General features: G+C 71.0%; 21 protein-coding genes. 10 read left to right on the top strand and 11 right to left on the bottom strand.

All coding sequences use genetic code 11. The annotated features are described in order from the left end of the window. Positions 1-110: 110 nt before the first annotated feature. The 5 genes from ACIHFE_RS05235 to ACIHFE_RS05215 are packed head-to-tail and all read left to right on the top strand — an operon-like array spanning position 111 to position 6,042. A complete protein-coding gene (locus ACIHFE_RS05235) occupies positions 111-395 on the top strand; it encodes a hypothetical protein (RefSeq protein ID WP_400104451.1) in 285 nt (94 codons plus the stop codon). A gap of 52 nt (positions 396-447) precedes the next feature. After that, positions 448-1,278 carry a hypothetical protein gene (locus ACIHFE_RS05230; RefSeq protein ID WP_400104450.1) on the top strand — a complete coding sequence of 277 codons (831 nt, stop codon included), beginning with the start codon at positions 448-450 and terminating at the stop codon, positions 1,276-1,278. Positions 1,279-1,294: 16 nt separating this feature from the next. Further along, positions 1,295-3,226 (top strand): fumarate reductase/succinate dehydrogenase flavoprotein subunit, encoded by a 1,932-nt coding sequence (locus ACIHFE_RS05225; protein ID WP_400104449.1) that lies wholly within the window; start codon positions 1,295-1,297, stop codon positions 3,224-3,226. Beyond that, positions 3,223-4,002, top strand: coding sequence for a succinate dehydrogenase/fumarate reductase iron-sulfur subunit (locus ACIHFE_RS05220; RefSeq protein ID WP_400104448.1), 780 nt, complete (start codon positions 3,223-3,225; stop codon positions 4,000-4,002). Before ACIHFE_RS05225 ends, ACIHFE_RS05220 begins: the two co-directional genes overlap by 4 nt. A 54-nt stretch (positions 4,003-4,056) precedes the next feature. Beyond that, positions 4,057-6,042 carry a TPM domain-containing protein gene (locus ACIHFE_RS05215; RefSeq protein WP_400104447.1) on the top strand — a complete coding sequence of 662 codons (1,986 nt, stop codon included), beginning with the start codon at positions 4,057-4,059 and terminating at the stop codon, positions 6,040-6,042. A 59-nt stretch (positions 6,043-6,101) separates the two neighbouring features. Here ACIHFE_RS05215 and ACIHFE_RS05210 read toward each other — a convergent pair whose 3' ends face one another. The 6 genes from ACIHFE_RS05210 to ychF form a co-directional block, all read right to left on the bottom strand. After that, positions 6,102-8,612, bottom strand: coding sequence for a SpoIIE family protein phosphatase (locus ACIHFE_RS05210; protein ID WP_400105010.1), 2,511 nt, complete (start codon positions 8,610-8,612; stop codon positions 6,102-6,104). Between the two features lie 171 nt (positions 8,613-8,783). After that, the gene (locus tag ACIHFE_RS05205) at positions 8,784-9,224 is read right to left on the bottom strand and encodes an ATP-binding protein (protein WP_400104446.1); all 441 of its coding nucleotides are present in this window, start codon (positions 9,222-9,224) and stop codon (positions 8,784-8,786) included. A 132-nt stretch (positions 9,225-9,356) separates the two neighbouring features. Further along, entirely contained in the window at positions 9,357-9,530 is a 174-nt protein-coding gene (locus ACIHFE_RS05200) for an SPOR domain-containing protein (protein ID WP_400104445.1), read from the bottom strand. Between the two features lie 181 nt (positions 9,531-9,711). After that, positions 9,712-11,376, bottom strand: coding sequence for an APC family permease (locus ACIHFE_RS05195; RefSeq protein ID WP_400104444.1), 1,665 nt, complete (start codon positions 11,374-11,376; stop codon positions 9,712-9,714). Between the two features lie 262 nt (positions 11,377-11,638). Continuing rightward, entirely contained in the window at positions 11,639-12,391 is a 753-nt protein-coding gene (locus ACIHFE_RS05190) for a GntR family transcriptional regulator (protein ID WP_400104443.1), read from the bottom strand. Between the two features lie 306 nt (positions 12,392-12,697). Next, positions 12,698-13,786, bottom strand: a complete 1,089-nt coding sequence (gene ychF, locus ACIHFE_RS05185) for a redox-regulated ATPase YchF (RefSeq protein WP_400104442.1) — start codon at positions 13,784-13,786, stop codon at positions 12,698-12,700. Positions 13,787-13,975: 189 nt separating this feature from the next. Between ychF and ACIHFE_RS05180 the strand changes: the two genes are divergently transcribed. Further along, positions 13,976-14,590 (top strand): DUF6542 domain-containing protein, encoded by a 615-nt coding sequence (locus ACIHFE_RS05180; RefSeq protein WP_400104441.1) that lies wholly within the window; start codon positions 13,976-13,978, stop codon positions 14,588-14,590. Here ACIHFE_RS05180 and ppgK read toward each other — a convergent pair. Together ppgK and ACIHFE_RS05170 are read right to left on the bottom strand one after the other, a co-directional pair. Continuing rightward, positions 14,487-15,248: a polyphosphate--glucose phosphotransferase gene (gene ppgK, locus ACIHFE_RS05175; RefSeq protein WP_400104440.1), complete on the bottom strand. Its 762-nt coding sequence runs from the start codon at positions 15,246-15,248 to the stop codon at positions 14,487-14,489. The genes ACIHFE_RS05180 and ppgK overlap by 104 nt on opposite strands. A 110-nt stretch (positions 15,249-15,358) precedes the next feature. Next, positions 15,359-16,348: a 4-hydroxy-3-methylbut-2-enyl diphosphate reductase gene (locus ACIHFE_RS05170; RefSeq protein ID WP_400105009.1), complete on the bottom strand. Its 990-nt coding sequence runs from the start codon at positions 16,346-16,348 to the stop codon at positions 15,359-15,361. Positions 16,349-16,393: 45 nt separating this feature from the next. Here ACIHFE_RS05170 and xseA point away from each other — a divergent pair, with 45 nt between their 5' ends. From xseA to ACIHFE_RS05155, 3 genes are all read left to right on the top strand, one after another. Next, positions 16,394-17,602 carry an exodeoxyribonuclease VII large subunit gene (xseA, locus tag ACIHFE_RS05165; RefSeq protein WP_400104439.1) on the top strand — a complete coding sequence of 403 codons (1,209 nt, stop codon included), beginning with the start codon at positions 16,394-16,396 and terminating at the stop codon, positions 17,600-17,602. 42 nt (positions 17,603-17,644) lie between these two features. Beyond that, complete coding sequence (locus ACIHFE_RS05160) at positions 17,645-17,878, top strand: exodeoxyribonuclease VII small subunit (protein ID WP_400104438.1); 234 nt, start codon at positions 17,645-17,647, stop codon at positions 17,876-17,878. A gap of 89 nt (positions 17,879-17,967) precedes the next feature. Next, the gene (locus ACIHFE_RS05155; protein WP_400104437.1) at positions 17,968-18,558 is read left to right on the top strand and encodes a malonic semialdehyde reductase; all 591 of its coding nucleotides are present in this window, start codon (positions 17,968-17,970) and stop codon (positions 18,556-18,558) included. A gap of 33 nt (positions 18,559-18,591) precedes the next feature. Here the strand turns inward: ACIHFE_RS05155 and ACIHFE_RS05150 are convergent, their stop codons facing one another. Next, complete coding sequence (locus ACIHFE_RS05150; protein ID WP_400104436.1) at positions 18,592-19,137, bottom strand: DUF4245 domain-containing protein; 546 nt, start codon at positions 19,135-19,137, stop codon at positions 18,592-18,594. 202 nt (positions 19,138-19,339) lie between these two features. On the opposite strand from ACIHFE_RS05150, the gene glpX reads away from it, so the two are divergent. Beyond that, entirely contained in the window at positions 19,340-20,371 is a 1,032-nt protein-coding gene (gene glpX / locus ACIHFE_RS05145; RefSeq protein WP_400104435.1) for a class II fructose-bisphosphatase, read from the top strand. Between the two features lie 87 nt (positions 20,372-20,458). Here glpX and ACIHFE_RS05140 read toward each other — a convergent pair whose 3' ends face one another. Further along, complete coding sequence (locus ACIHFE_RS05140) at positions 20,459-20,815, bottom strand: WhiB family transcriptional regulator (protein ID WP_400104434.1); 357 nt, start codon at positions 20,813-20,815, stop codon at positions 20,459-20,461. 182 nt (positions 20,816-20,997) lie between these two features. Continuing rightward, the gene (locus tag ACIHFE_RS05135; RefSeq protein ID WP_400104433.1) at positions 20,998-21,660 is read right to left on the bottom strand and encodes a DUF1707 domain-containing protein; all 663 of its coding nucleotides are present in this window, start codon (positions 21,658-21,660) and stop codon (positions 20,998-21,000) included. Positions 21,661-21,748 lie beyond the last annotated feature (88 nt).

The raw sequence follows: 21,748 nt of genomic DNA, 5'->3' as shown, positions 1-21,748 counted from the left end.
AGGCGCAATCACGGCGGCTATCTTCCCCTCGAGGGGTGTGACGCGCGACACTCTCTGTCGCATCATCGTCGCCACCCGCAACCGCCGACCCGCGGAAGTGAGGGCAATTCATGTCCCTTAACGATGACTTGACGGCAGTTCAGCGCTGCCTGGACGACCTCGACCGCGCGCTCGGCCGGCTGGCGCGCCATCTCCCCCAGGACGAACGGGAGTTGCGCAGGATGCGCACCGACGCCGGTCATCTGCGGGAGAACTTCGCGCTACTGCGGGAGACCGTGCCCGCCGAGGCGCCGCGCCCGGTGATGGTGCAGATCTCCGACACCCCGTATGACGCCTCGTTGTGGCGGGACGCGGACGAGGAAGGACTCGGCTGCCGCGACCGGCGGGCTCCCTAGCGGGCGTCCGCCGGACCCGCCCCCTCACACCCCACTCCTCCCGGAGTCCCCCTTGGCCACTGGCACTGACCCCAGACCCGGCACCGCGGCCCCCGGCGGTGTGCTCCACCCGGCCCGGGCCGCCATCGGCGCCCGCCACCTGCGGCGGGACCGCTGGTGGCTGGCCCCGGCCGGCACCGCGGCCGGACTGCTCGCCTTCGTCGTCTACTCCACCTGGCGCGCCTTCGCCAACGGCGACTACTACGCGGCGCCCTATGTCTCGCCGTTCTACTCGCCCTGCGTCGCTCACAACTGCGTGCCCATGAAGGGCGGTGCGGACTGGGATCTGGTCGGCTCCTGGTGGAGCCTCTCCCCCGCGCTGCTGATCCTGATCTTCCCGCTGGGCTTCCGGCTGACCTGCTACTACTACCGCAAGGCCTACTACCGGGGCTTCTGGGCCTCGCCCCCGGCCTGCGCGGTGGCCGAGCCGCACGCCCGCTACAGCGGCGAGACCCGCTTCCCGCTGATCCTGCAGAACCTGCACCGCTACTTCTTCTACTTCGCGGTGATCGTGGCCGGCATCCTCAGCTATGACGCGGTGCTCGCCTTCCGGGACGCCGACGGTCACTGGGGCCATATGGGCCTGGGCACCCTGGTGTTGCTCGCCAATATCGCCCTGATCTGGGCGTACACCCTCTCCTGCCACTCCTGCCGGCATATCGTCGGCGGCCGGCTGCGGAACTTCTCCAAGCACCCGGTGCGCTACCGGATGTGGGGGCTGGTCAGCCGGCTGAATGCCCGTCATATGCAGCTCGCCTGGGCGTCCCTGGTGAGCGTGGCGGCCGCCGACTTCTATGTCTACCTGGTCGCCAGTGGCGCCTTCGACGATCCGAGGTTCTTCTGATGCCGAGGTGTTTCTCATGACGCGGGTGGAGCGCCAGCCCTGGGACGTGATCGTGGTCGGGGCCGGCGGGGCGGGGCTGCGGGCCGCCATCGAGGCGCGGGAACAGGGCCTGCGCTGCGCGGTGATCTGCAAGTCGCTGTTCGGCAAGGCACATACGGTGATGGCCGAGGGTGGCATCGCCGCCTCCATGGGCAATGTCAACGCGCATGACAACTGGCAGGTGCACTACCGGGACACCCTGCGCGGCGGGAAGTTCCTCAACAACTGGCGGATGGCCGAACTGCTGGCCCGCGAGGCCCCGGAGCGGGTCTGGGAGCTGGAGACCTGGGGCGCCGTCTTCGACCGCACCCCCGAAGGGGGCATCTCCCAGCGGAACTTCGGCGGCCATGAGTACCCCAGGCTGGCGCATGTCGGCGACCGTACCGGCCTGGAGCTGATCCGCACCCTGCAACAGAAGATCGTCTCGCTCCAGCAGGAGGACCGGCGCGAACTGGGCGACTACGAGGCCCGGTTGAAGGTCTTCCAGGAGTGCACGGTCACCCGGGTGCTGCGGCAGCGGGGCCGGGTCAGCGGGGTCTTCGGCTATGAGCGGGAGTCCGGCCGGTTCTTTGTGCTGGAGGCCCCCGCGGTGGTGCTGGCCACCGGAGGCATCGGCAAGTCCTTCAAGGTGACCTCCAACTCCTGGGAGTACACCGGCGACGGGCATGCGCTGGCGCTGCTGGCCGGGGCCCGGCTGATCAACATGGAGTTCGTCCAGTTCCACCCCACCGGGATGGTCTGGCCGCCGTCCGTCAAGGGCATCCTGGTCACCGAGTCGGTGCGGGGCGACGGCGGAGTGCTGTGCAACAGCGACGGCAAGCGCTTTATGTTCGACTACATCCCGGATGTCTTCAAGGAGAAGTACGCCGAGTCCGAGGCCGAGGCGGACCGCTGGTACGCCGACCCGGACCACAACCGCCGCCCGCCCGAGCTGCTGCCCCGCGATGAGGTGGCCCGGGCCATCAACTCCGAGGTCAAGGCCGGGCGTGGCTCCCCGCACGGCGGGGTCTTCCTGGATGTCTCCAGCCGGATGCCGGCCGAGGCCATCCAGCGCAAACTCCCGTCCATGCACCACCAGTTCAAGGAGCTGGCGGATGTGGACATCACCGCCGAGCCCATGGAAGTCGGCCCCACCTGCCACTATGTGATGGGCGGGGTGGAGGTCGACCCGGACACCGCGGCCGCGGTGGGGGTGCCCGGGCTGTTCGCGGCCGGCGAGGTGGCCGGCGGGCTGCACGGCTCCAACCGGCTGGGCGGCAACTCCCTGTCCGACCTGCTGGTCTTCGGACGGCGCGCCGGGCTGCACGCGGCCCGCTACGCCGCCGGGCTCGATGGCCGGGACCGGCCCGGCGTCTCCGAGGCCGACATCGCCTCGGCGGAGGCGGAGGCGCTGCGCCCATTCGGCGCCGAGGACGCTGCGGACGGCGCCGGGGAGAACCCGTACACCCTGCATACCGAGCTCCAGCAGTCCATGAACGACCTGGTGGGCATCATCCGCAAGGCGCCCGAGATGGAGGAGGCACTGCGCCGGCTGGCCGGTCTGCGGGCCCGGGCCCGGCGGGCCGGGGTGGAGGGCCACCGGCAGTTCAACCCCGGCTGGCACCTGGCCCTGGACCTGCGGAACATGCTGCTGGTCAGCGAGTGTGTGGCCCGGGCCGCGCTGGAGCGCGAGGAGAGCCGGGGCGGCCACACCCGGGACGACCATCCGGCGATGGACCGGCGCTGGCGCCGGGTCAGCCTGGTGTGCCGGCTGGCCGAGGACTCGACCGAACCGGCCGTGGAGGACCCGGCGTTGGGGCGGATCCGGCTGGAGCGGATCGACGCCGTGCCCATGCGCACCGATCTGATGGAGCTCTTCGAGAAGGAAGAGCTGGCCAAGTACCTGACCGACGAGGAGCTCACCTCATGAGCTATCAGGCCCACTTCAAGGTGTGGCGGGGTGATGCGGACGGCGGTGGTCTGGCCGACTTCGATGTCACCGTCAACGAGGGTGAGGTCGTACTGGACATCATCCACCGGCTGCAGGCCACCGCCGCCCCGGACCTGGCGGTGCGCTGGAACTGCAAGGCGGGCAAGTGCGGTTCGTGCAGCGCGGAGATCAACGGGCGGCCGCGGCTGATGTGCATGACCCGGATGTCGGTCTTCGATCCCGCCGAGATCATCACCGTGACGCCCATGCGGGCCTTCCCGGTGGTGCGGGACCTGGTGACCGATGTCTCGTACAACTACGCCAAGGCGCGCGAGGTGGTCTCCTTTGTCCCGCCGCCGGGGGTGGGTCCCGGCGAGTACCGGATGAAGCAGCAGGATGTGGACCGGGTCCAGGAGTTCCGCAAGTGCATCGAGTGCTTCCTGTGCCAGAACACCTGCCATGTGGTGCGTGATCATGAGGAGAACAAGCCGGCCTTCGCCGGTCCGCGCTTTCTGATGCGGGTGGCCGAGCTGGACATGCACCCGCTGGACGCGGCGGCCGAGACCGGCGTGGACCGCAAGGCGGCCGCCCGGGAGGACCACGGCCTGGGCTACTGCAACATCACCAAGTGCTGCACCGAGGTCTGCCCCGAACACATCAAGATCACCGACAATGCGCTGATCCCCCTCAAGGAACGGGTGGTGGACCGCTCCTACGACCCCCTGGTGTGGCTGGGGAGCAAAATCCGCCGCCGGGGGCGTGAACACGGGGCGTAATACCACACACGCTCCCGGTAGCGGCCTCGACAATCCGGTCATAGGCTCCAAAGTGTGACGCGGCTTTTGTGGCGGGGCCGGCCGGGTGCGCCCGGCCTGTGCCTGATCAGTGCGCTACTCGCGCTGCTCGCCCTGCTGCTGCCGGCCGCGGCCGCCGCCCGCGCCGACGCCCCCCTCGACCTGGACGCCCGAGGGGGGATCACGGACACGGTCGGCGCGCTGGGGCGTCGGCGCATCCAGGTCGAGACGGCGCTCAACCGCCTGCACGCCGTTCATCGGATGCGGCTGTTCGTCACCTATGTCCATGACTTCTCCGGCCGGCTGGGCCATGACTGGGCCGATGCCACCGCGGACCGCAACGGCCTGGGACCGCATGACATCCTGCTGGCCATCGCCACCTACCAGCACCAGTTCGCCGTCTCGGTGGCCCCGGACTCCGGTATCCGCCCCGAACAGGTCAGCCAGGTGGCCGCCATCGCCATCGCCCCCGCCCTGGCCCAGCACGACTGGGCCGGGGCGGCCATCGGCGCCGCCGACGGCTACGCCGCACTGCTCACCGGCAACCCGGTACGCGCCCCGGTGATCATCCCCGGCCGCAGCGACCCCGGCGGCGCCCTGCTCCCCGGCGACCGGCGGGTATGGATGCCGGTGGCCGGCGGACTCACCCTGTGCGTCCTCGGCCTCTGCCTGGGCTCCCGGCGGGCCACCCGGCTGCGCCGGGAGGAGCGCGCGGAACAGGAACGCCTGGCCACCGCCGGCTCCACCACCCCCGGCCTGGCCCGGCTGGCCCAGCCGCTCACCCCGCTGCCCGAACTGGAGGCGGAGGCCGCCCGGAACCTGGTGGAGACCGATGACGCGGTACGCACCAGCGCCGAGGAACTCACCTTCGCGATAGCGCAGTTGGGCAAGCGGGCCACCCAGCCGTTCGCCGAGGCGGTCGGCTACGCCCGCCAGGAGCTGGCCGACGCCTTCCGGCTGCGCCAGCGGCTGGACGACGCACCCTGCCCGGACGAGGAGTTCCGCCGGCACACCCTGGACGAGATCTGCTCCCGCTGCACCAGCGCCAACCGGCGCCTGGACGCCGAGTCCTCGGCCTTCGACCGGCTGCGCGACCTGCGCAACCAGGCCGCCGCGGTGCTGCGCACCGCCACCGAGGCGGCCGAGGCCCTGGCACCACGGGTGGGCGACGCCCGGCAGGCCCTGGACGACCTCGCCCCGCGCTGCGCTCCGGACGCCCTGGCTCCGGTGGCCCCCTATCCGGACGAGGCCCGGGACCGGCTGACCTTCGCCACCGCCGCACTGGCCGAGGCCCGGCGGGCCCTGAACGGAGCGCTGGGCGAGGACACCACCCGGGCGGCGGTCTCACTGCGCGCCGCCGAAGGGGCGCTGTCCCAGACCCGTACCCTCACCACGGCGGCGCTGCGCCGGATACGCGAACTCCAGGGCGCGGAACGGGCGTTGCGCTCCGCCCTGGCGGACGCCGAGGCCGCGCGGACCGAGGCCGGGCAGCGGACGACGCGCGCCACGGCCGAGCTGGACCTGGCACACAAGGAGGCCGGGAACGGGCGCTATGACCCGATGGCCCTGCTGCGCCGGGTGGACCTGGCGGCCGCCGAGCTGGACGCCTCCGGCGGGGACCCGGCGGCCGCCGGGCTCCGCGAGCGGGAGCGGGCGGCCCGGGCGGCACTGCTGGCCCGGACCGAGGTGGCCGGGGCGCGGGACTTCATCGACACCCACCGGGGGGCGATCGGCAGCCGGGCGCGCACCCGGCTGGCCGCGGCGGAGCGGCATCTGGCGCTGGGCCGGTCGCCGGGCCGGCGGCCCGGGGCGGCGGCCGCGGCGCTCCGCCGGGCGGACGCCCTGGCCCGGGAGGCCCGGGCGCTGGCCGAGTACGAGGTCACCGAGTTCGACCAGGCCACGGCGGAACGCCGGCCCACCCGGGCGCTGGGGGGTGCGCTGCTGGGGGGCATCGTGCTGGCGGGCCTGCTGCCGGCGACCTTCGGGGGCGGGGCGACCCGGGGGCGCCTGGCGGGGCCTTAGCCCCGCATTCCGTCGCCGGGCAACGGGTCGGGGGTTACGCCCCACAGGCACCTGCACCGTCAGTAGAGACTCATCAACGCCTCCACCGCGTCCGGCACTTCGCCCCCTCCGCCCGGCAACGCGAGCTCGAACCAGACGGTCTTGCCATGCGGAATCCGCCGCGCCCCCCAGGCGGCACTCAACAACCCCACCAGCTGCAGCCCCCGGCCACCCTCATCGGTGTCATTCGCCCGCCGCCGCCGCGGCTGCACCAGTCCCCCGTCCCACACCTCGCACACCAGGGTGCGGTCCAGCAGCAACCGCAGCCGGATCTCCCCCTCCCCATACCGCAGCGCATTGGTCACCAGCTCGCTCACCAGCAACTCAGCCGTGTCCACCAGGGCCTCCAGCCCCCACAACGGCAGCTGCTGCCGGGCCAGTTCACGGGCCCGGGCCACCGAACGGGGCTCCGGCGGCAGCGTCCAGTCGCCCACACGCTCCGGCGGCAGCCCCCGCAGCCGGGCCATCAGCAGGGCGATGTCGTCCTCACCATGGTGGGTGTCCAGCGCGCCCAGCACATGGTCACAGACATCCTCCAGCGGCCGCGCCGGATCGGTGAGCGCGTCCCGGAACGCCTGCAGCCCCTCGTCCAGCGGATGGTCGCGGGACTCCACCAGGCCGTCGGTGTAGAGGGCGAGCAGCGCCCCGTCCGGCAGCTCCACCACCGTCTCCTCGAAGAGCTCGCCGCCCACCCCCAGCGGCATCCCCGGCTGCACCTCCAACAGCCGTGCGGGCTTGCCTTCTTCGACCAGCACCGGTGGCAGATGCCCGGCGTTGGCGACCGTGCAGCGCCGGGTGACCGGGTCGTAGACCGCGTAGACACAGGTCGCCAGGTACACCTCGGACAGATCGGCGGGCCGTACGCTGCCCCGCACGCCGCGCGGCGCGGACTGGGTGCCGCCCGGCCGTCCCAGGCCATGCGCGATCTCGTCCAGGTGGGAGAGCACCTCGGCCGGCTCCAGGTCCAGCATGGCCAAGGTCCGTACGGCGGTGCGCAGTTCGCCCATGGCCACCGCCGCGCGCAGCCCGCGGCCCATCACATCGCCCACCACCAGGGCGGTGCGGTGCCCGGGCAGCTCGATGACATCGAACCAGTCGCCGCCCACCTCGGTGGCCGCGTTCCCGGGCAGATAGCGGCAGGCGATCTCCAGGCCGGCCGCCTCCGGGGACACCGGAGGCAGCAGGCTGCGCTGCAGGATCAGCGCCCGCTCATGCTCCCGGCGGTAGAGCCGGGCGTTGTCGATGCACACCGCCGCCCGCGAGGCCAGCTCCACCGCCAGCGCGGTGTCCCGCTCGCCGAAGGGCTCACTGCCCTTGGTGCGGGTGAACTGCACCAGGCCCACCACGGTGTCCCGGGCCACCATCGGCACCGCCAGGGTGGACCGCACCGAGTCGCCCAGTTCGGGGCTCTCGGCGCCCTCCCGGCCGGGGATGGCCTGCGGCTGGGCGGTGCGCAGCGCCCCCGCGCAGGGCGAGTGGAAGGGGTAGCGGTGCACCTCGCCGACCTGGATGGGCTTGTCGTCGGTGGCCCGGGGTGCGCCGGAGACGGCGCTGGCGTGGGCGACCCGGCGCAGCTCGGCGCTGCCGTCGGCCAGCCCGGGCGGCGCCTCGTCGCCGACCAGCAGGCCCTGGTAGAGGTCGACCGAGGCCAGGTCGCAGAACTGGGGCACGGCCACGTCCAGCAGTTCCCGGGCGGTGGTCTCCAGGTCCAGGGAGGTGCCGATGCGGGCGCCGGCCTCGTTGAGCAGCGCCAGGTTGCGCCGCACCCCGGCCGCCTCGCGCTCGGCGCGGCGCCGTCCGGTGACATCGGTGGCGATGGCGGCCACCCCGATCGGCCGGCCGCTGCCGCTGTGCAGCCGGTACAGCGACACCGACCAACGGCGCCGCTCGCTCTGCCCGGGCACCGGGCCGACCAGTTGCAGATCGGCCACCGGCCGGCCGCTGTCCAGCACCTGTCGCAGCGCCGCGGCCAGCCGCTCGGCCTCGCCGCGCGGCAGGAAGTCATGCGGGGTACGGCCCCGGTGCCATTCGGCGGGGCGGCCAAAGGTCTGGGCAAAGCTCTCGTTGACCCTGAGCAGTCGCAGGTCCGTACCAAAAAAGAAGAAGCCCAGCGGAGATTGGCCGAAAACGGCTTCCGAGGCCGCGATATCGGTCTCTATCCCCTGGAGCGCCCGGACATCGACGGCCACACAGAGCGCCGCCCGTTCGCCCCGGGCATTCTGACTGGGCATCACATAGATCTCGGCCAGGCCCGGCCGGCGCTCGTCCCGCTGGTAGGGGACCAGTCCGGTCCACGGCCGGTCGCCCTCCGGGAATTCCCCCGAAATGGGGATCCGGCGCGGCGCCCCCTGATCTGACGCGGCGGCGGCGAACACTTCGCGGGGCTCTCTGCCGACGACCTGGGCGGGCTCCATTCCGAACAGTTCGGCGGCCCGTTCGCTCCACTGCTCGATCCGCCCGTCGGAGTCCAGGGAGAAGGAGGCCACGCGGATGTAGTCATAGAGGGAGCCGGGCGGGCTGTTCTGCCACATCACCATGGCGTCCGTGCCCTCGGTCCCGTCCGCCGCAGTACCCGCCTGCTGTTCGCTCACGTGCCCGTCCCCTCCGGCTGATGTGCTCGCACCGGCATTCAGAAGGCCGAGTATCCAGCACAGGGAGTCCTTGGGACACGGACTTCACGATCACAGCACGGTCTCAACCCGCTATGTGTCCTCCCCTGCTTCCCGGCCCGGCAAGCCCAGTTCGAACCACACGGTCTTTCCGTTCTCGCTCGGACGGATACCCCAGCGGCGCGAGGCCAGTGCCACCAGTTGCAGACCGCGGCCGCCCTCGTCCTCGGGGTGGGCGCTGCGCTCCCGGGGCGGTTCGGGGGCCGGATCGGAGACCTCCACCAGCAGCGCTCCGTCGCGCGGGGCACTCATCCGCACCCCGATGGGCGCGCTGGCATAGCGCAGGGAATTGGTGACGAGCTCGCTGACCAGCAGCACCGTCACATCGGTCAGGGCGGACATCCCCCACTCGTGCAAGGTGTCGCGCACCAGGGTACGAGCGGTGCGCACCGCACCGGCCTCGGCGGGGAAGGTCCATTCGGCGAACCCGGGGGCCGACGCCAGAGTCCTTGCGCTGTCGCTCACGCCGATCACTTCCCACACCTGCTGCGGCCCCACCGGCACACTTGACCGGTTTGGGGAGAATAATCAGCACATACCCGGTATGGGGGTCGACATATCTCTACTGCGTCTCTCTGCCGCGTCCTGCCGCGTCCGCACGGCAGCTCAGCCGCGGCTCACCCGCTCCACGATGTAGAGCTGCTTGTGACCCTTGGCGTCCAGACGGTCCGCCACCCGCTCGGCCTCGGTTTTGGTGGCATAGCGGCCGACGCGGTAGCGGTTGCCGTTGTCGTCCTGGCGGATCACCAGCCAGGGCAGGGCCGCTCCGTTGTCGGTCATCGTCCCTGCCCTTCCGTCGTGGTGGCTGTAGCAGTGTGCGCCGGTGCGGACCGCACCGGCGCACACCCGTCAGCGCCTTGTGAAGAAACCGCAGTCCGCATATGCCCGAGCGTACGCCCGACCTTTACGCAGCGGATACGGGTTTTCACGAAGAGATGCGCATTCGGCCACCTGAGGGTGACTAGCGGGTCTTGGCGGGCTCCACCGGAGCGTCCTCCGCCGCTTCGCCTTCCTTGGCCTCCTCGGCTTCCTGGGCGGCGAGCATCTCCTTCTCGGTCTCCACCAGGGTGGGGTTACGCCAGGAGCTGCGCACGCCCCAGAAGTAGAACGCCAGGGCGATCACGGCGACCAGGACCATGTCCAGGCCCTCGGGGAGGTAGCCCTGGCCGTTGAACTTGGTGCTGCCGGCCCAGGAGACGGCCGCCATCACAAAGAGGTAGGCGACCATCCAGGCGCCCGCCTTGAGGTGCGGCTTGAGCTCGGCCCACGGCTTGCGCAGCTCGTAGAAGGCCCAGATCGGCAGGCCGGCCGCCATCAGCAGGATGACCTTGCCGGTGAGCGGCCACTTGGCCCAGTACAGCACCAGCGAGCCGAAGATCATCGCGATGGGGGCGATGACCGGCATGGCACGCAGCTTGACCGGGCGCTTGAGGTCCGGGGCGATCCGGCGCAGCGACATCACGGCCACCGGGCCGGTGATGTAGGAGATCACGGTGGCCACCGAGACGATCTCGGCCAGCGAGCCCCAGCCGCGGAAGACGGCCAGGAAGAGGAAGGCGACCACCAGGTTGAGCAGCAGGGCCGGGCGCGGGACGCCGGTCTTCTTGTCGACCTTGCCGAAGATGCCGGGCAGGTGGCCGTTCTCCTGGACGCCGTGGATCATGCGCGAGGTGGTGGCGGCGTAGATCATGCCGGTGCCGGAGGGCGAGATGAACGCGTCCGCGTAGAGCACCATGGCCAGCCAGTTCAGGCCCCAGGCCATGGCCAGGTCGGCCAGCGGCGACTTGTAGGTGAGCGCCTTCCAGCCGGAGGCCAGGTCGTGCGAGGGGACGGCCATCAGGAAGGCGACCTGGAGCGCGATGTAGATGACCAGCGCGATCAGGATGGAGCTGATGACGGCCTTGGGCAGCGACTTGCCCGGGTTACGGGCCTCACCGGCCATGTTCAGCGGGGACTGGAAGCCGTTGTAGGCCCAGACGATGCCGGAGGTGGCGACGGCGGTGAAGACCGAGCTCCAGCCGTTGGGCGTGAAGCCGCCCGCCGTGTGGATGTTGTGGGTGTCGAAGTGCGCGTAGATCAGGGCGCCGGCGGTGAGCGCCGGAACGACGACCTTGAAGACGGTGATCGCGGTGTTGGTCTTCGCGAACAGGGAGATCGCGAACCAGTTGAGGAAGAAGTAGAAGAGCAGCAGGACGCTGGCGAGGGCCACACCACTGGTGGTGAGCATCTTGCCGTCGGAGAGGTCCTTGGCCCAGGCCCACTTCCAGGAACTCATGTACTGCACGGAGGCGGTCGCCTCGCCCGGGATGACGGAGACGATCGCCAGCCAGTTGGCCCAGGCGGCCAGGTAGCCGGCGAGCGAGCCGTGCGAGTACTGGCCGAAGCGGACCATGCCGCCGGCCTTGGGGAACATCGCGCCGAGCTCGCTGTAGGTCAGCGCGATGGTCACGGCGACGGCGGCGCCGATCACCCAGGCGACGATGGCGGCCGGGCCGGCGATGCCCGCGGCCCGCTGGGCACCGAAGAGCCAGCCGGAACCAATGATCGACCCAAGGCCGACGGCCGTCAGGGCCACCGGTCCCAGGGACCGGCGGTAATGGGTGTGGGAACCCTGTTCGGTACTCAACGCCCCGGTACTCCCTTGCTCTCTGATCTCCCCCACAGCAGGACACAAACCGCGCCATCGTACGAGCGATTTGGCCAACTTGGTCCTGCCAAAAGGCCCTGAGCTGGGCCTATGTGAGTTTTGCAACAGGAACCACTCACCCAGCAAATGCGGACACAGCGGGGCACAGTCCCGCACATCCCACCGCCCGGCGAGGCCAAATGGAAGGAATTTTCCAGGGCTTTTGAACTGACTCGCGAGTCAGTTCACCGTTCTTGAACGGCTACTTAACCGGCAGGTGATAAGCGATGCGGTGCCGCTCGGCGAGCATCACCACATCCGCCGTCTCCACCGGGCAGCCGCCGGCGAAGTACGTCCGGGAGACCACCAGCACACAGCGACCGGGCACCCCGCCCAGCGCCACCGCCTCCTGGGCCAGCGCGGGGCGGGCGCTGACCTCCTCGGCGACGTTATCCACGACCAGGTCGATGGCGGCCATCCGCTCCACCACCCCGCGCCCGGCCAGCGGGCCCTCCTCGGGCAGCATCACCGGGGTGCGGCCGGTGACGGACAGCGGCTCCCAGGAGGTGGAGAGCATCGCCGGCTCCCCCGCAACCCGGTAGAGGTACTCGGTGCGCATCACCCGGGCCCCCACCTCGATCCGCAGCCGCTCGGCGATCCCCTCGTCCGCCACCCGCTGGTCGCTGCGCGCCTCCCAGGCGCCCTTGACCTTGGCGTCGGCCTGCTCCTGACGGAAGGGCGAGGACTCGCCCGCCGAGCGGTACCCGGTGCGCACCACAGCGCGCCGCTCGGGCCGGGGACGCACATAGGTGCCCGAGCCCGAACGGCCCTCGACCAGACCCTCGGCCATCAGCACCTTGCGCGCCTCCAGGGCGACGGTGTCGGAGACGCCGTACTGCTCGCGAATGCGGGCCTGGGAGGGGAGCCGGGTGTGCGGCGGCAGCTCACCGGCGACGATCTTCTGGCGAAGATCACCGGCGACACGGAGGTAGGCGGGTTGGTCACCGAAAGCCACGGCCACTCCCAAAGGTTGACGGTCCGCAACAGCTTGGCAACCCTCGGTTGCCAACCGCAACTCAAGGCCAAGGATTCACCAGATGTGGTGAATTGCAGCTCAACGGCGTGTGGGCGACACCTCGATGCAGGCGTGATCCACCGTCTCCACAGGCACATCCGCAACGATGCGAAAGATCTTCATATCGCCGCGCGCCCCCAGAGGCCGCCCCTGCGCCGCCAGGAAATCCCGCCCGGGACCAACGAAAAAGGCCGGGCTCACCAGAGCCCGGCCCGTCCCTGATCCGCCTGAACCGGCGGTCACCCGTCAGACGTTGAAGCGGAACTCCACCACATCCCCGTCCGCCATCACATACTCCTTGCCCTCCATGCGCGCCTTGCCCGCCGCCCGGGCCTCGGCCACCGAGCCGGTGGCGACCAGGTCGTGGAAGGAGATGACCTCCGCCTTGATGAAGCCCTTCTGGAAGTCGGTGTGGATCACACCGGCCGCCTCGGGGGCGGTGGCGCCCTTCTTGATGGTCCAGGCGCGGGTTTCCTTGGGGCCGGCGGTGAGGTAGGTCTGCAGGCCCAGGGTGTCGAAGCCGACCCGGGCCAGGGTGGACAGGCCGGGCTCATCCTGGCCGACGGACTGCAGCAGTTCCAGGGCCTCCTCGTCGTCCAGCTCGGCCAGGTCGGCCTCCAGCTTGGCGTTGAGGAAGATGGCCTCGGCGGGGGCGACCAGGGCGCGCTGCTCGTTCTTGAAGGCCTCGTCGCTCAGCTCCTCCTCGTCCACGTTGAAGACGTAGAGGAAGGGCTTGGTGGTGAGCAGGTGCAGGTCGTGCAGCGGCTCGTGCTTCTCGGTGCCCTGGACGATGCCCGCGGAGAAGAGGGTGTTGCCCTCCTCCAGGATGGCCTTGGCCTCCTCGACCGCCTTGACCTTGGCGGCCTTGTCCTTCTGGATGCGGGATTCCTTCACCAGGCGGGGCAGCACCTTCTCGATGGTCTGCAGGTCCGCCAGGATTAGCTCGGTGTTGATGGTCTCGATGTCGTCCTTGGGCGAGACCTTGCCGTCGACATGGACGACGTTCTCGTCCTTGAAGGCGCGGATGACCTGGCAGATGGCGTCCGACTCGCGGATGTTGGCCAGGAACTTGTTGCCCAGGCCCTCGCCCTCCGAAGCGCCGCGCACAATGCCCGCGATGTCCACGAAGTCCACCGTGGCGGGGAGGATCTTCGCCGAGCCGAAGATCTCCGCCAGCTTGCCCAGCCGGGCGTCGGGGACGCCGACCACGCCGACGTTGGGCTCGATGGTGGCGAACGGGTAGTTGGCCGCCAGCACGTCGTTCTTGGTCAGGGCATTGAACAGCGTCGACTTGCCGACGTTGGGCAGACCGACGATTCCGATCGTGAGCGACACGTGACGACTTCCTGTAGTAAGGCGGGTCCGCGGCCCGCAGCCGGGCCGGTGAACCAGTCTACGGGGCGCCACCGCCGCACCGCCCCGCACGAATGACTCGCCGAACAAACAGCCGACACGCGGGCCGACGCGCGGTGACCGGCGTGTCCAACGCCGGATTCCTCCCGGTTCTCAACCTACTTTGGACGGGTGGAGCGACCCAGTACGCGCAGCACCCAGCACCGGCCCCGTCGTCCGTCACCGGTGCCCCGGCCGACCGTCCCGGTGGGCCAGGGCGCCGCAGGAACGGTTTACCGGGTGCGGACGGGACGCACCCCGCCGCCACTGCCCAGAGTGCTGCGGCGGCTGTCCGCGGCCCGGCTGACCGGGCTGGGCGGCGGGCTGCTCACCACCGGCGCGATGCTGGTCACCGGCGCGCTGGACTCGGCGCTGCTGAACAGCTCGCCCGCCGCCTACGGCATGTGCTTCCTGCTGGCCTGCACAACCTGCGCGCTGATGGTGCGGCCGGCCGAGTGGATGGCCGCACCGGTGGGCGTCCCCATCGCCTTCGCGGTGGGCGCGGTCCCGGTCGGCGACGGGGCCGGCGGACTGACCGGCCAGCTGATGGGGCTGGTCGGCTTTCTGTCGCTGCAGGCCGGCTGGCTCTACGGCGGCACCCTGCTGGCCACCCTGGTGGCACTGGTGCGCCGGATGTCCTGGATCAGACAGCGGAAGCTGGCACGGATCGCGCAGCGGAAGCGGCCATCGCGGCCCCCACGATCCCCGCGGTGTTCTCCAGCTGCGCAGGCACGACCTCGGCGCTGATCCCCTCGATCAGCGGCAGGAACTTGTCCGCCTTGCGGCTGACCCCGCCGCCGATCACAAACAGCTCCGGGGAGAACAGCCGCTCCACATGCGCCAGATAGCGCTGCACCCGGCGCGCCCAGCGGGGCCAGGTCAGATCGCCGTCCTCCTTGGCCCGGCTGGAGGCGCGGGTCTCCGCGTCATGGCCGTTGAGCTCCAGGTGGCCCAGCTCGGTATTGGGCACCAGACGGCCGGCGGTGAACACCGCGCTGCCGATGCCGGTTCCGAAGGTCAGCACGATCACGGTGCCCTTGCGGCCCCGCCCGGCGCCATAGGTGATCTCGGCCAGCCCGGCCGCGTCCGCGTCATTGAGCACCGTGACCGGCGCGCCGAGCCGCTCGCCCAGCAGCGCCTCGGCGTCCGTCCCGATCCAGTGCTTGTCGACATTGGCGGCGGTGCGCGTGGTGCCGCGGACCACCACCCCGGGGAAGGTGACGCCGACCGGGCCGCTCCAGCCGAAGTGGTCCACGACCTCTTTGACCCGTGCGGCGACCGTGTCCGGGGTCGACGGCTGCGGGGTGAGCACCTTGAAACGCTCCCCCGCCAGCTCGCCGCGGGTCAGGTCGACGGGCGCGCCCTTGATGCCCGAGCCGCCGATGTCCACGCCGAATACGTCCATGGCATCCACGCTACGTGCCGGAGGCGGCGCCCACCCCTCGATGGGACTCGCCCGGGGATTTCCCCGGGACTGCCAGGTTTTCCCGGGGACTCCCGGGGACTCCCGGGGACTTACTCGGAGGCCGCGGCGGCGGCCTCCGCGCGCAGGTCGCGGCGGAGTTCCTTGGGGAGGGAGAAGGTGATGGACTCCTCGGCGGCGGTGACCACCTCGACGTCCTCGAAGCCGCGCTGCGCCAGCCACTCCAGCACGCCCTGGACCAGGATCTCCGGCACCGAGGCCCCGGAGGTGACGCCGATGGTGCTGACGCCCTCCAGCCACGCCTCGTCGATCTCCTCGGCGTAGTCGACCAGGTGGGCGTCGTTGGCGCCGGCGCCCAGGGCGACCTCGACCAGGCGCACCGAGTTGGAGGAGTTCTTGGAGCCGACCACGATCACCAGGTCGGCCTCGGCGCCCATCTGCTTGACGGCGGTCTGCCGGTTCTGGGTGGCGTAGCAGATGTCGTCGCTGGGCGGCGAGAGCAGGTTGGGGAAGCGGTTCTTGAGGGCGTCGACGGTCTCCATGGTCTCGTCCACGGAGAGGGTGGTCTGGGACAGCCAGACGACCTTGTCCGGGTCGCGGACCTCGACATCGGCCACATCCTCGGGCCCGTCCACCAGCTGGATGTGCTCGGGCGCCTCGCCGCTGGTGCCGATGACCTCCTCATGGCCCTCGTGACCGATCAGGAGGATGTCGTAGTCCTCCTTGGCGAAGCGGACCGCCTCCTTGTGGACCTTGGTGACCAGCGGGCAGGTGGCGTCGATGGTGGCCAGCTTGCCCCGCCGGGCCTCCTCGTGGACCACCGGGGCCACACCGTGCGCGGAGAAGATGACGATATTGCCCTCGGGCACCTCGACCGTCTCGTCGACGAAGATCGCGCCCTTCTTCTCCAGGGTCTTGACCACGTACTTGTTGTGGACGATCTCGTGGCGCACATACACCGGTGCGCCGTACTGCTCCAGGGCCTTCTCGACGGCGATCACGGCGCGGTCCACGCCGGCGCAGTAGCCACGGGGGGCGGCGAGCAGAACCTTGCGGGCAGGCTTGGCGGTCATGCGGTCCATCGTACGGGCCGCCACCGTCACCGGGCCCACCGCTACGCTCACCGCATGGCTCTCCAGACGTCCCCCGAGGCCCCGATCCCGGTCGGCCAGGTGTCCCGGCTGATCGGCGGCTGGATCGACCGGCTCGGCGCGGTGTGGGTCGAGGGGCAGATCACCCAGCTCTCCCGGCGTCCGGGAGCGGGGGTGGTGTTCCTGACGCTGCGCGACCCGGCGCATGACATCTCGCTCTCGGTCACCTGCTACCGGGCGGTCTTCGACCAGGTCGCGGACATTGTCTCGGAGGGCGCGCGGGTGGTGGTGCACGCCAAGCCCGAGTGGTACGCGCCCCGCGGCTCGCTGTCGCTGCGCGCCACCGAGATCCGCCCGGTGGGCGTGGGCGAGCTGCTGGCCCGGCTGGAGCAGCTCAAGCGGTCACTGGCCGCGGAGGGGCTGTTCGCCGCCGAGCGCAAGCGGCCGCTGCCCTTCCTGCCCCAGCTGATCGGCCTGGTCTGCGGCCGCGCCTCGGCCGCCGAGCGGGACGTGCTGGAGAACGCCCGGCACCGCTGGCCCGCCGTCCGCTTCGAGGTGCGCAATGTCCCGGTGCAGGGGGTGCACGCGGTGCCGAAGGTGATCGAGGCGGTGCGGGAGCTGGACGCGCTGGCCGGGGTGGACGTGATCATCGTGGCCCGGGGCGGCGGCAGCGTGGAGGACCTGCTGCCCTTCTCCGACGAGCACCTGATCCGGGCGGTGGCCGCCTGCGATACCCCGGTGGTCTCGGCGATCGGCCATGAACCGGACAGCCCGCTGCTGGACCTGGTCGCCGACCTGCGTGCCTCCACCCCCACCGACGCGGCCAAGCGGGTGGTGCCGGATGTGGGCGAGGAACTGGTGCGGGTGCGGCAGCTGCGCGACCGGGCGCTGCGCTGTGTCACCGCGCTGCTGGACCGCGAGGAGCGAGGGCTGGCCGCGGTGCGGGCCCGGCCCTGTGTGCAGCACCCGCAGCGGATGGTGGACGAGCGCGAGGAGCAGCTCGAGGCGCTCACCGGACGGGCCCGGCGCACCCTGGGCCATCTGCTGGACCGGGCCGACTCCGAGCTGACGCACACCCATGCCCGGGTGGTGGCGCTCTCCCCGGCGGCCACCCTGCGCCGCGGCTATGCGGTGCTCCAGCGCGGGGACGGGGCGGTGGTGCGGGCCCCGGAGGAGGTGGCGGCGGACGAGGAGCTGCGGGCCCGGGTCGCCGAGGGCGAGTTCACGGTGCGGGTGTCCGAGTAGCGTCGGCGCCCTCCGTCCGTACCCGGCAATACCCTGGCGGACATGACCGACACCGAACAGACCACCGATGACCTCAGCGCTCTCGGCTATGAGCAGGCCCGGGACGAGCTGATCGAGGTGGTGCGCCGGCTGGAGACGGGCGGCAGCTCGCTGGAGGAGTCGCTGGCGCTGTGGGAGCGCGGCGAGGCGCTGGCCAAGGTGTGCCGGCACTGGCTGGAGGGTGCCCGGGCCCGGCTGGACGCGGCGCTGGCCGAGGCCGGGCCGGGCGAGGACTGAACCGGCGCCGGCCCGCGGATGGCGTGAGGTCGCTCTCACCCGCCCCGGCTTTAGTTGAAACTTCACACATCTCGGCTTAGGGTCACCTCATGACCCTCTCCCTTGACGCCGCCGCCCAGGACCTCCTCTTCCGCGAGGCCCACACCGCCAACACCTTCACCGAGGAGCCCGTCTCCGACGAGCAGATCCAGGCCGTCTACGACCTGATCAAGCTGGCCCCCACCGCCTTCAACCAGTCGCCGCTGCGCCTGGTGCTGGTCCGCTCCGCCGAGGCCCGTGAGCGCCTGGTGTCGGTGATGGCCGAGGGCAATCAGGCCAAGACCCGCACCGCGCCGCTGTCGGTGATCGTCGCCACCGACAATGAGTTCCACCAGGAACTGCCCGCCCTCTTCCCGGCCTTCCCGCAGGCCAAGGACGTCTTCTTCGCCGAGCGCCCGGTCCGTGAGGGCTCCGCCCTGCTCAACGGCTCGCTGCAGGCCGGCTACTTCATCCTGGGCCTGCGCGCGGCCGGCCTGGCGGCCGGCCCGATGACCGGCTTCGACGCCGAGGCCCTGCGCAAGGAGTTCCTGGACGACGAGCACAGCCCGCTGATGGTGATCAACATCGGCAAGCCGGCCGAGGACTCCTACCGTCCGCGCTCCCCGCGCCTGTCCTTCGACCAGGTGGCCACCACCGTCTGACGGGCCGGCTCACCGGCCCCGACGGCCGCCGCCTCAGCCCGAGGTCTTCCGCCCGGGCTTGAGCGCGGCGGCCATCTGCGTCAGCCGCTCCTCGGAGGCGGTGCCGGCCACCACCGTGGTCACCCCGCGCTCCTGGCGCACCAGCGCGTTGTACTTGGGGCCCTCGTAGCGCTGCCAGAGCGCGTCGCCCACCCGCTGGGTGCGGCCGGTCTTCTCCGCGTGCTGGGTGGTGTCGTCGATAAAGGCGACGGACGGCCCATCGCTCTGTTCCAGCTGGACATACTGGGCGTCGGGGTCCAGGAAGCCCAGGTGCCACACCTTGCCGTCGCGCTGGTCGACCCGGTACGTCACCGAGGTCGCCCGCCAGGTGCCGGGCAGCCCCTCGGGCGCCAGCACCGGATAGGGGGCCGCGCGCCGTGCCGTGTCCAGCTCCACCCGGTAGTCGACGGTCCTGGCCGGCTCCATGCCGCGGCTGTCGTGCGGGATGAAGAGGTAGCTGATCCCGGCCATGGGGACCACCACCGCCAGCGACAGCACCATGTTCCGGACCGTCTGATTCTTGCCGTTCCTGCCTGCCACGGCACCATCGTCCCCTATGGCCCGGCCGATCTTGACGCCGGGACGGCTCCGCGCGCCCGGCGCGCCCTTGACGCCGCTCATGCGTAGGGCGCTCTGCTCATTCTCGCAATGAGCGGATAAAGTCATGGACACCCTCACCCTCCTGGCCCACCCGGGACAGGGAGGGGCCCACGGCCCATTGCCGTCCAGAAAGGTGCGCCCGATGACCGATCATCACCTCCCGTCCCAGCTCGAGGTCAGCCCGGAAGCGCCCGACCGCAACCTTGCCCTCGAACTGGTCCGGGTCACCGAGGCCGGTGCCATGGCCTCGGGCCGCTGGGTGGGCCGTGGGGACAAGAACGGCGCCGACGGTGCCGCGGTAAGGGCCATGCGCGCCCTGATCGGCACCGTCTCGATGAACGGTGTGGTGGTCATCGGCGAGGGCGAGAAGGACAACGCCCCCATGCTCTACAACGGCGAGCGGGTGGGCGACGGCACCGGCCCCGAGTGCGATGTGGCCGTGGACCCGGTGGACGGCACCACCCTCACCGCCAAGGGCATGGCCAACGCCGTCTCGGTGATGGCCGTGGCCGAGCGCGGCACCATGTTCGACCCCTCCGCGGTCTTCTACATGGACAAGCTGGTGACCGGCCCGGAGGCGGCCGACTTTGTGGACATCACCGCTCCGGTGGGGGTGAACATCCGCCGCATTGCCAAGGCGAAGCGTTCCTCCTGTGAGGACGTCACCGTGGTGGTGCTGGACCGCCCCCGCCACGAGGGCATCGTCAAGGAGATCCGCGAGGCCGGCGCCCGGATCAAGTTCATCTCCGACGGCGATGTGGCCGGCGCCATCATGGCCGCGCGCGAGGGCACGGGCGTGGACCTGCTGCTGGGCGTCGGCGGTACCCCGGAGGGCATCATCGCGGCCTGTGCGATGAAGTGCCTCGGCGGCACCATCCAGGCCAGGCTGTGGCCGAAGGACGACGAGGAGCGGCAGCGCGCGCTCGACGCCGGACACGACCTGGACCGCGTCCTGCACACCGACGACCTGGTCAGCGGGGAGAACGTGTTCTTCGTCGCCACCGGCATCACCGACGGCGAGCTGCTGCGCGGGGTGCACTACCGGGCCGAGACCGCCACCACCCAGTCGCTGGTGATGCGCTCCAAGTCGGGCACCATCCGGAAGATCGAATCCACCCACCGGCTGTCCAAGCTGCGCGCCTACAGCTCCGTCGACTTCGAGCGCCCCAGCTGACGCACGCCATTCGGCACGCTGTTCAACGGGCCGGGCCCCGCCGTGAGTTGACGGCGGGGCCCGGCCCGTTGAACATCGAACCGCCCTTCAGCCCGCGGCGGCGATCCGTGTGGCGCGCTGCAACTCCGCGTCCCGCCGCCGCCGGCGGGCCAGCACCACCCGGCGCTCGGCAGCGGTGAGCCCGCCCCACACCCCATAGGGCTCCGGCTGGAGCAGGGCGTGCTCCCGGCACTCGACCATCACCGGGCAACGGGCGCAAACACGCTTGGCCGCCTCTTCACGGGACAGTCGCGCGGCCGTCGGTTCCTTGGATGGTGCGAAGAAGAGCCCGGCTTCATCCCGGCGGCACACCGCCTCCGAATGCCAGGGGCCTGCCTGATCCCGCGGGGCGATCCGCGGCGACGGAACGGCGGCTTCCTGCAGGGGCTGATGCGGTAGCAGCACGGTCTACTCCTGACGACGGCTTTGCTCGGCCGATTTGAGTCACCATTTGCCCGTCTCACCCTGCACGGCCATTCGCACCCGCAGCCGTACGAGAGACGATGCACCAAGCTTTACCCGCTGTGCGCGTGCTTATTCACACCGTTGCCATGAGCGGAACACCGCCCGTCACCGCGCCCTGCGCGCTAGTCGCGCAGGTTCCTGACCCGCTTGCCGCGCTTGGGATTCGCGGCGACCCCGCCGAAAAAGGCCCACCCGGCGACCGTGATGACGGGGGCGTCCGGGTCCGGCGCCTCATGGGTACGGACGTCATAGCCGCCGAAAACGCCGGTACCGGTGCAGCGCACCGAGACATTCTCCGGGAACTTGATCTCCACCCCGCCGAACAGCGCCACCGCGTTGATCACCACATGCTGCTGGGCGAAGGTGGCCTCGGTCAGGTCGATCTCCACCCCGCCGAAGACCGCGAAGGCATTGATCCGGGACGGCACCCGCCAGCGCCCCTTGCGCCCGGCGCCGCCGAACACCGCGATCAGGTTCTCCCCCGCCTCGCCCGGCAGCCCGGCCGGCGGGACCGGGCGCCCGGTCGCCGGGGCGGCCGCCGGGCGGTACCCCGCCGGCAGGTCGTGCAGCAGCGGCTCGAGCTCGGCCAGGGTGCGCGCCCGGTAGGCGTCCTCCACCCGCTCCGCATGTTCCTCGGCGGTGAGCCGCCCCTCGGCCAGCGCCTCGCGCAGGATCTCCGCGACCCGGTCGCGATCCGCGTCCGAAGCGCGCAGTGCGGGCTCGGCGGGGGCGGTCTTGGTCAGCGGCACCTTGGCCACCTGCTTCTCCAGAGCTGACTCGTCCACCCGCCCAGGGTAGACCAAACGCGATAGATCGCGATAGGGGTCACAGCCTCCCCAGGGGGACTGAGCCTTACCTCACAGACGGCACCCC

Origin of the sequence: Streptomyces sp. NPDC052396 (assembly GCF_044593195.1) — a bacterium.
Taxonomy (GTDB): domain Bacteria; phylum Actinomycetota; class Actinomycetes; order Streptomycetales; family Streptomycetaceae; genus Streptomyces.
Note: the sequence above shows the minus strand (reverse complement) of the source record. Positions and strands in the feature narration are given on the sequence as shown.

Excerpts from the sequence above, each read along its gene's own strand:
- ACIHFE_RS05235 (WP_400104451.1), top strand. The coding sequence starts at position 111 with ATGTCCCTTAACGATGACTTGACGGCAGTTCAGCGCTGCCTGGACGAC.
- ACIHFE_RS05225 (WP_400104449.1), top strand. The coding sequence starts at position 1,295 with ATGACGCGGGTGGAGCGCCAGCCCTGGGACGTGATCGTGGTCGGGGCC.
- ACIHFE_RS05220 (WP_400104448.1), top strand. The coding sequence starts at position 3,223 with ATGAGCTATCAGGCCCACTTCAAGGTGTGGCGGGGTGATGCGGACGGC.
- ACIHFE_RS05210 (WP_400105010.1), bottom strand. The coding sequence starts at position 8,612 with ATGTGGCAGAACAGCCCGCCCGGCTCCCTCTATGACTACATCCGCGTG.
- ACIHFE_RS05200 (WP_400104445.1), bottom strand. The coding sequence starts at position 9,530 with ATGACCGACAACGGAGCGGCCCTGCCCTGGCTGGTGATCCGCCAGGAC.
- ppgK (WP_400104440.1), bottom strand. The coding sequence starts at position 15,248 with ATGGACGTATTCGGCGTGGACATCGGCGGCTCGGGCATCAAGGGCGCG.
- ACIHFE_RS05170 (WP_400105009.1), bottom strand. The coding sequence starts at position 16,348 with ATGGACCGCATGACCGCCAAGCCTGCCCGCAAGGTTCTGCTCGCCGCC.
- xseA (WP_400104439.1), top strand. The coding sequence starts at position 16,394 with ATGGCTCTCCAGACGTCCCCCGAGGCCCCGATCCCGGTCGGCCAGGTG.
- ACIHFE_RS05160 (WP_400104438.1), top strand. The coding sequence starts at position 17,645 with ATGACCGACACCGAACAGACCACCGATGACCTCAGCGCTCTCGGCTAT.
- ACIHFE_RS05155 (WP_400104437.1), top strand. The coding sequence starts at position 17,968 with ATGACCCTCTCCCTTGACGCCGCCGCCCAGGACCTCCTCTTCCGCGAG.
- glpX (WP_400104435.1), top strand. The coding sequence starts at position 19,340 with ATGACCGATCATCACCTCCCGTCCCAGCTCGAGGTCAGCCCGGAAGCG.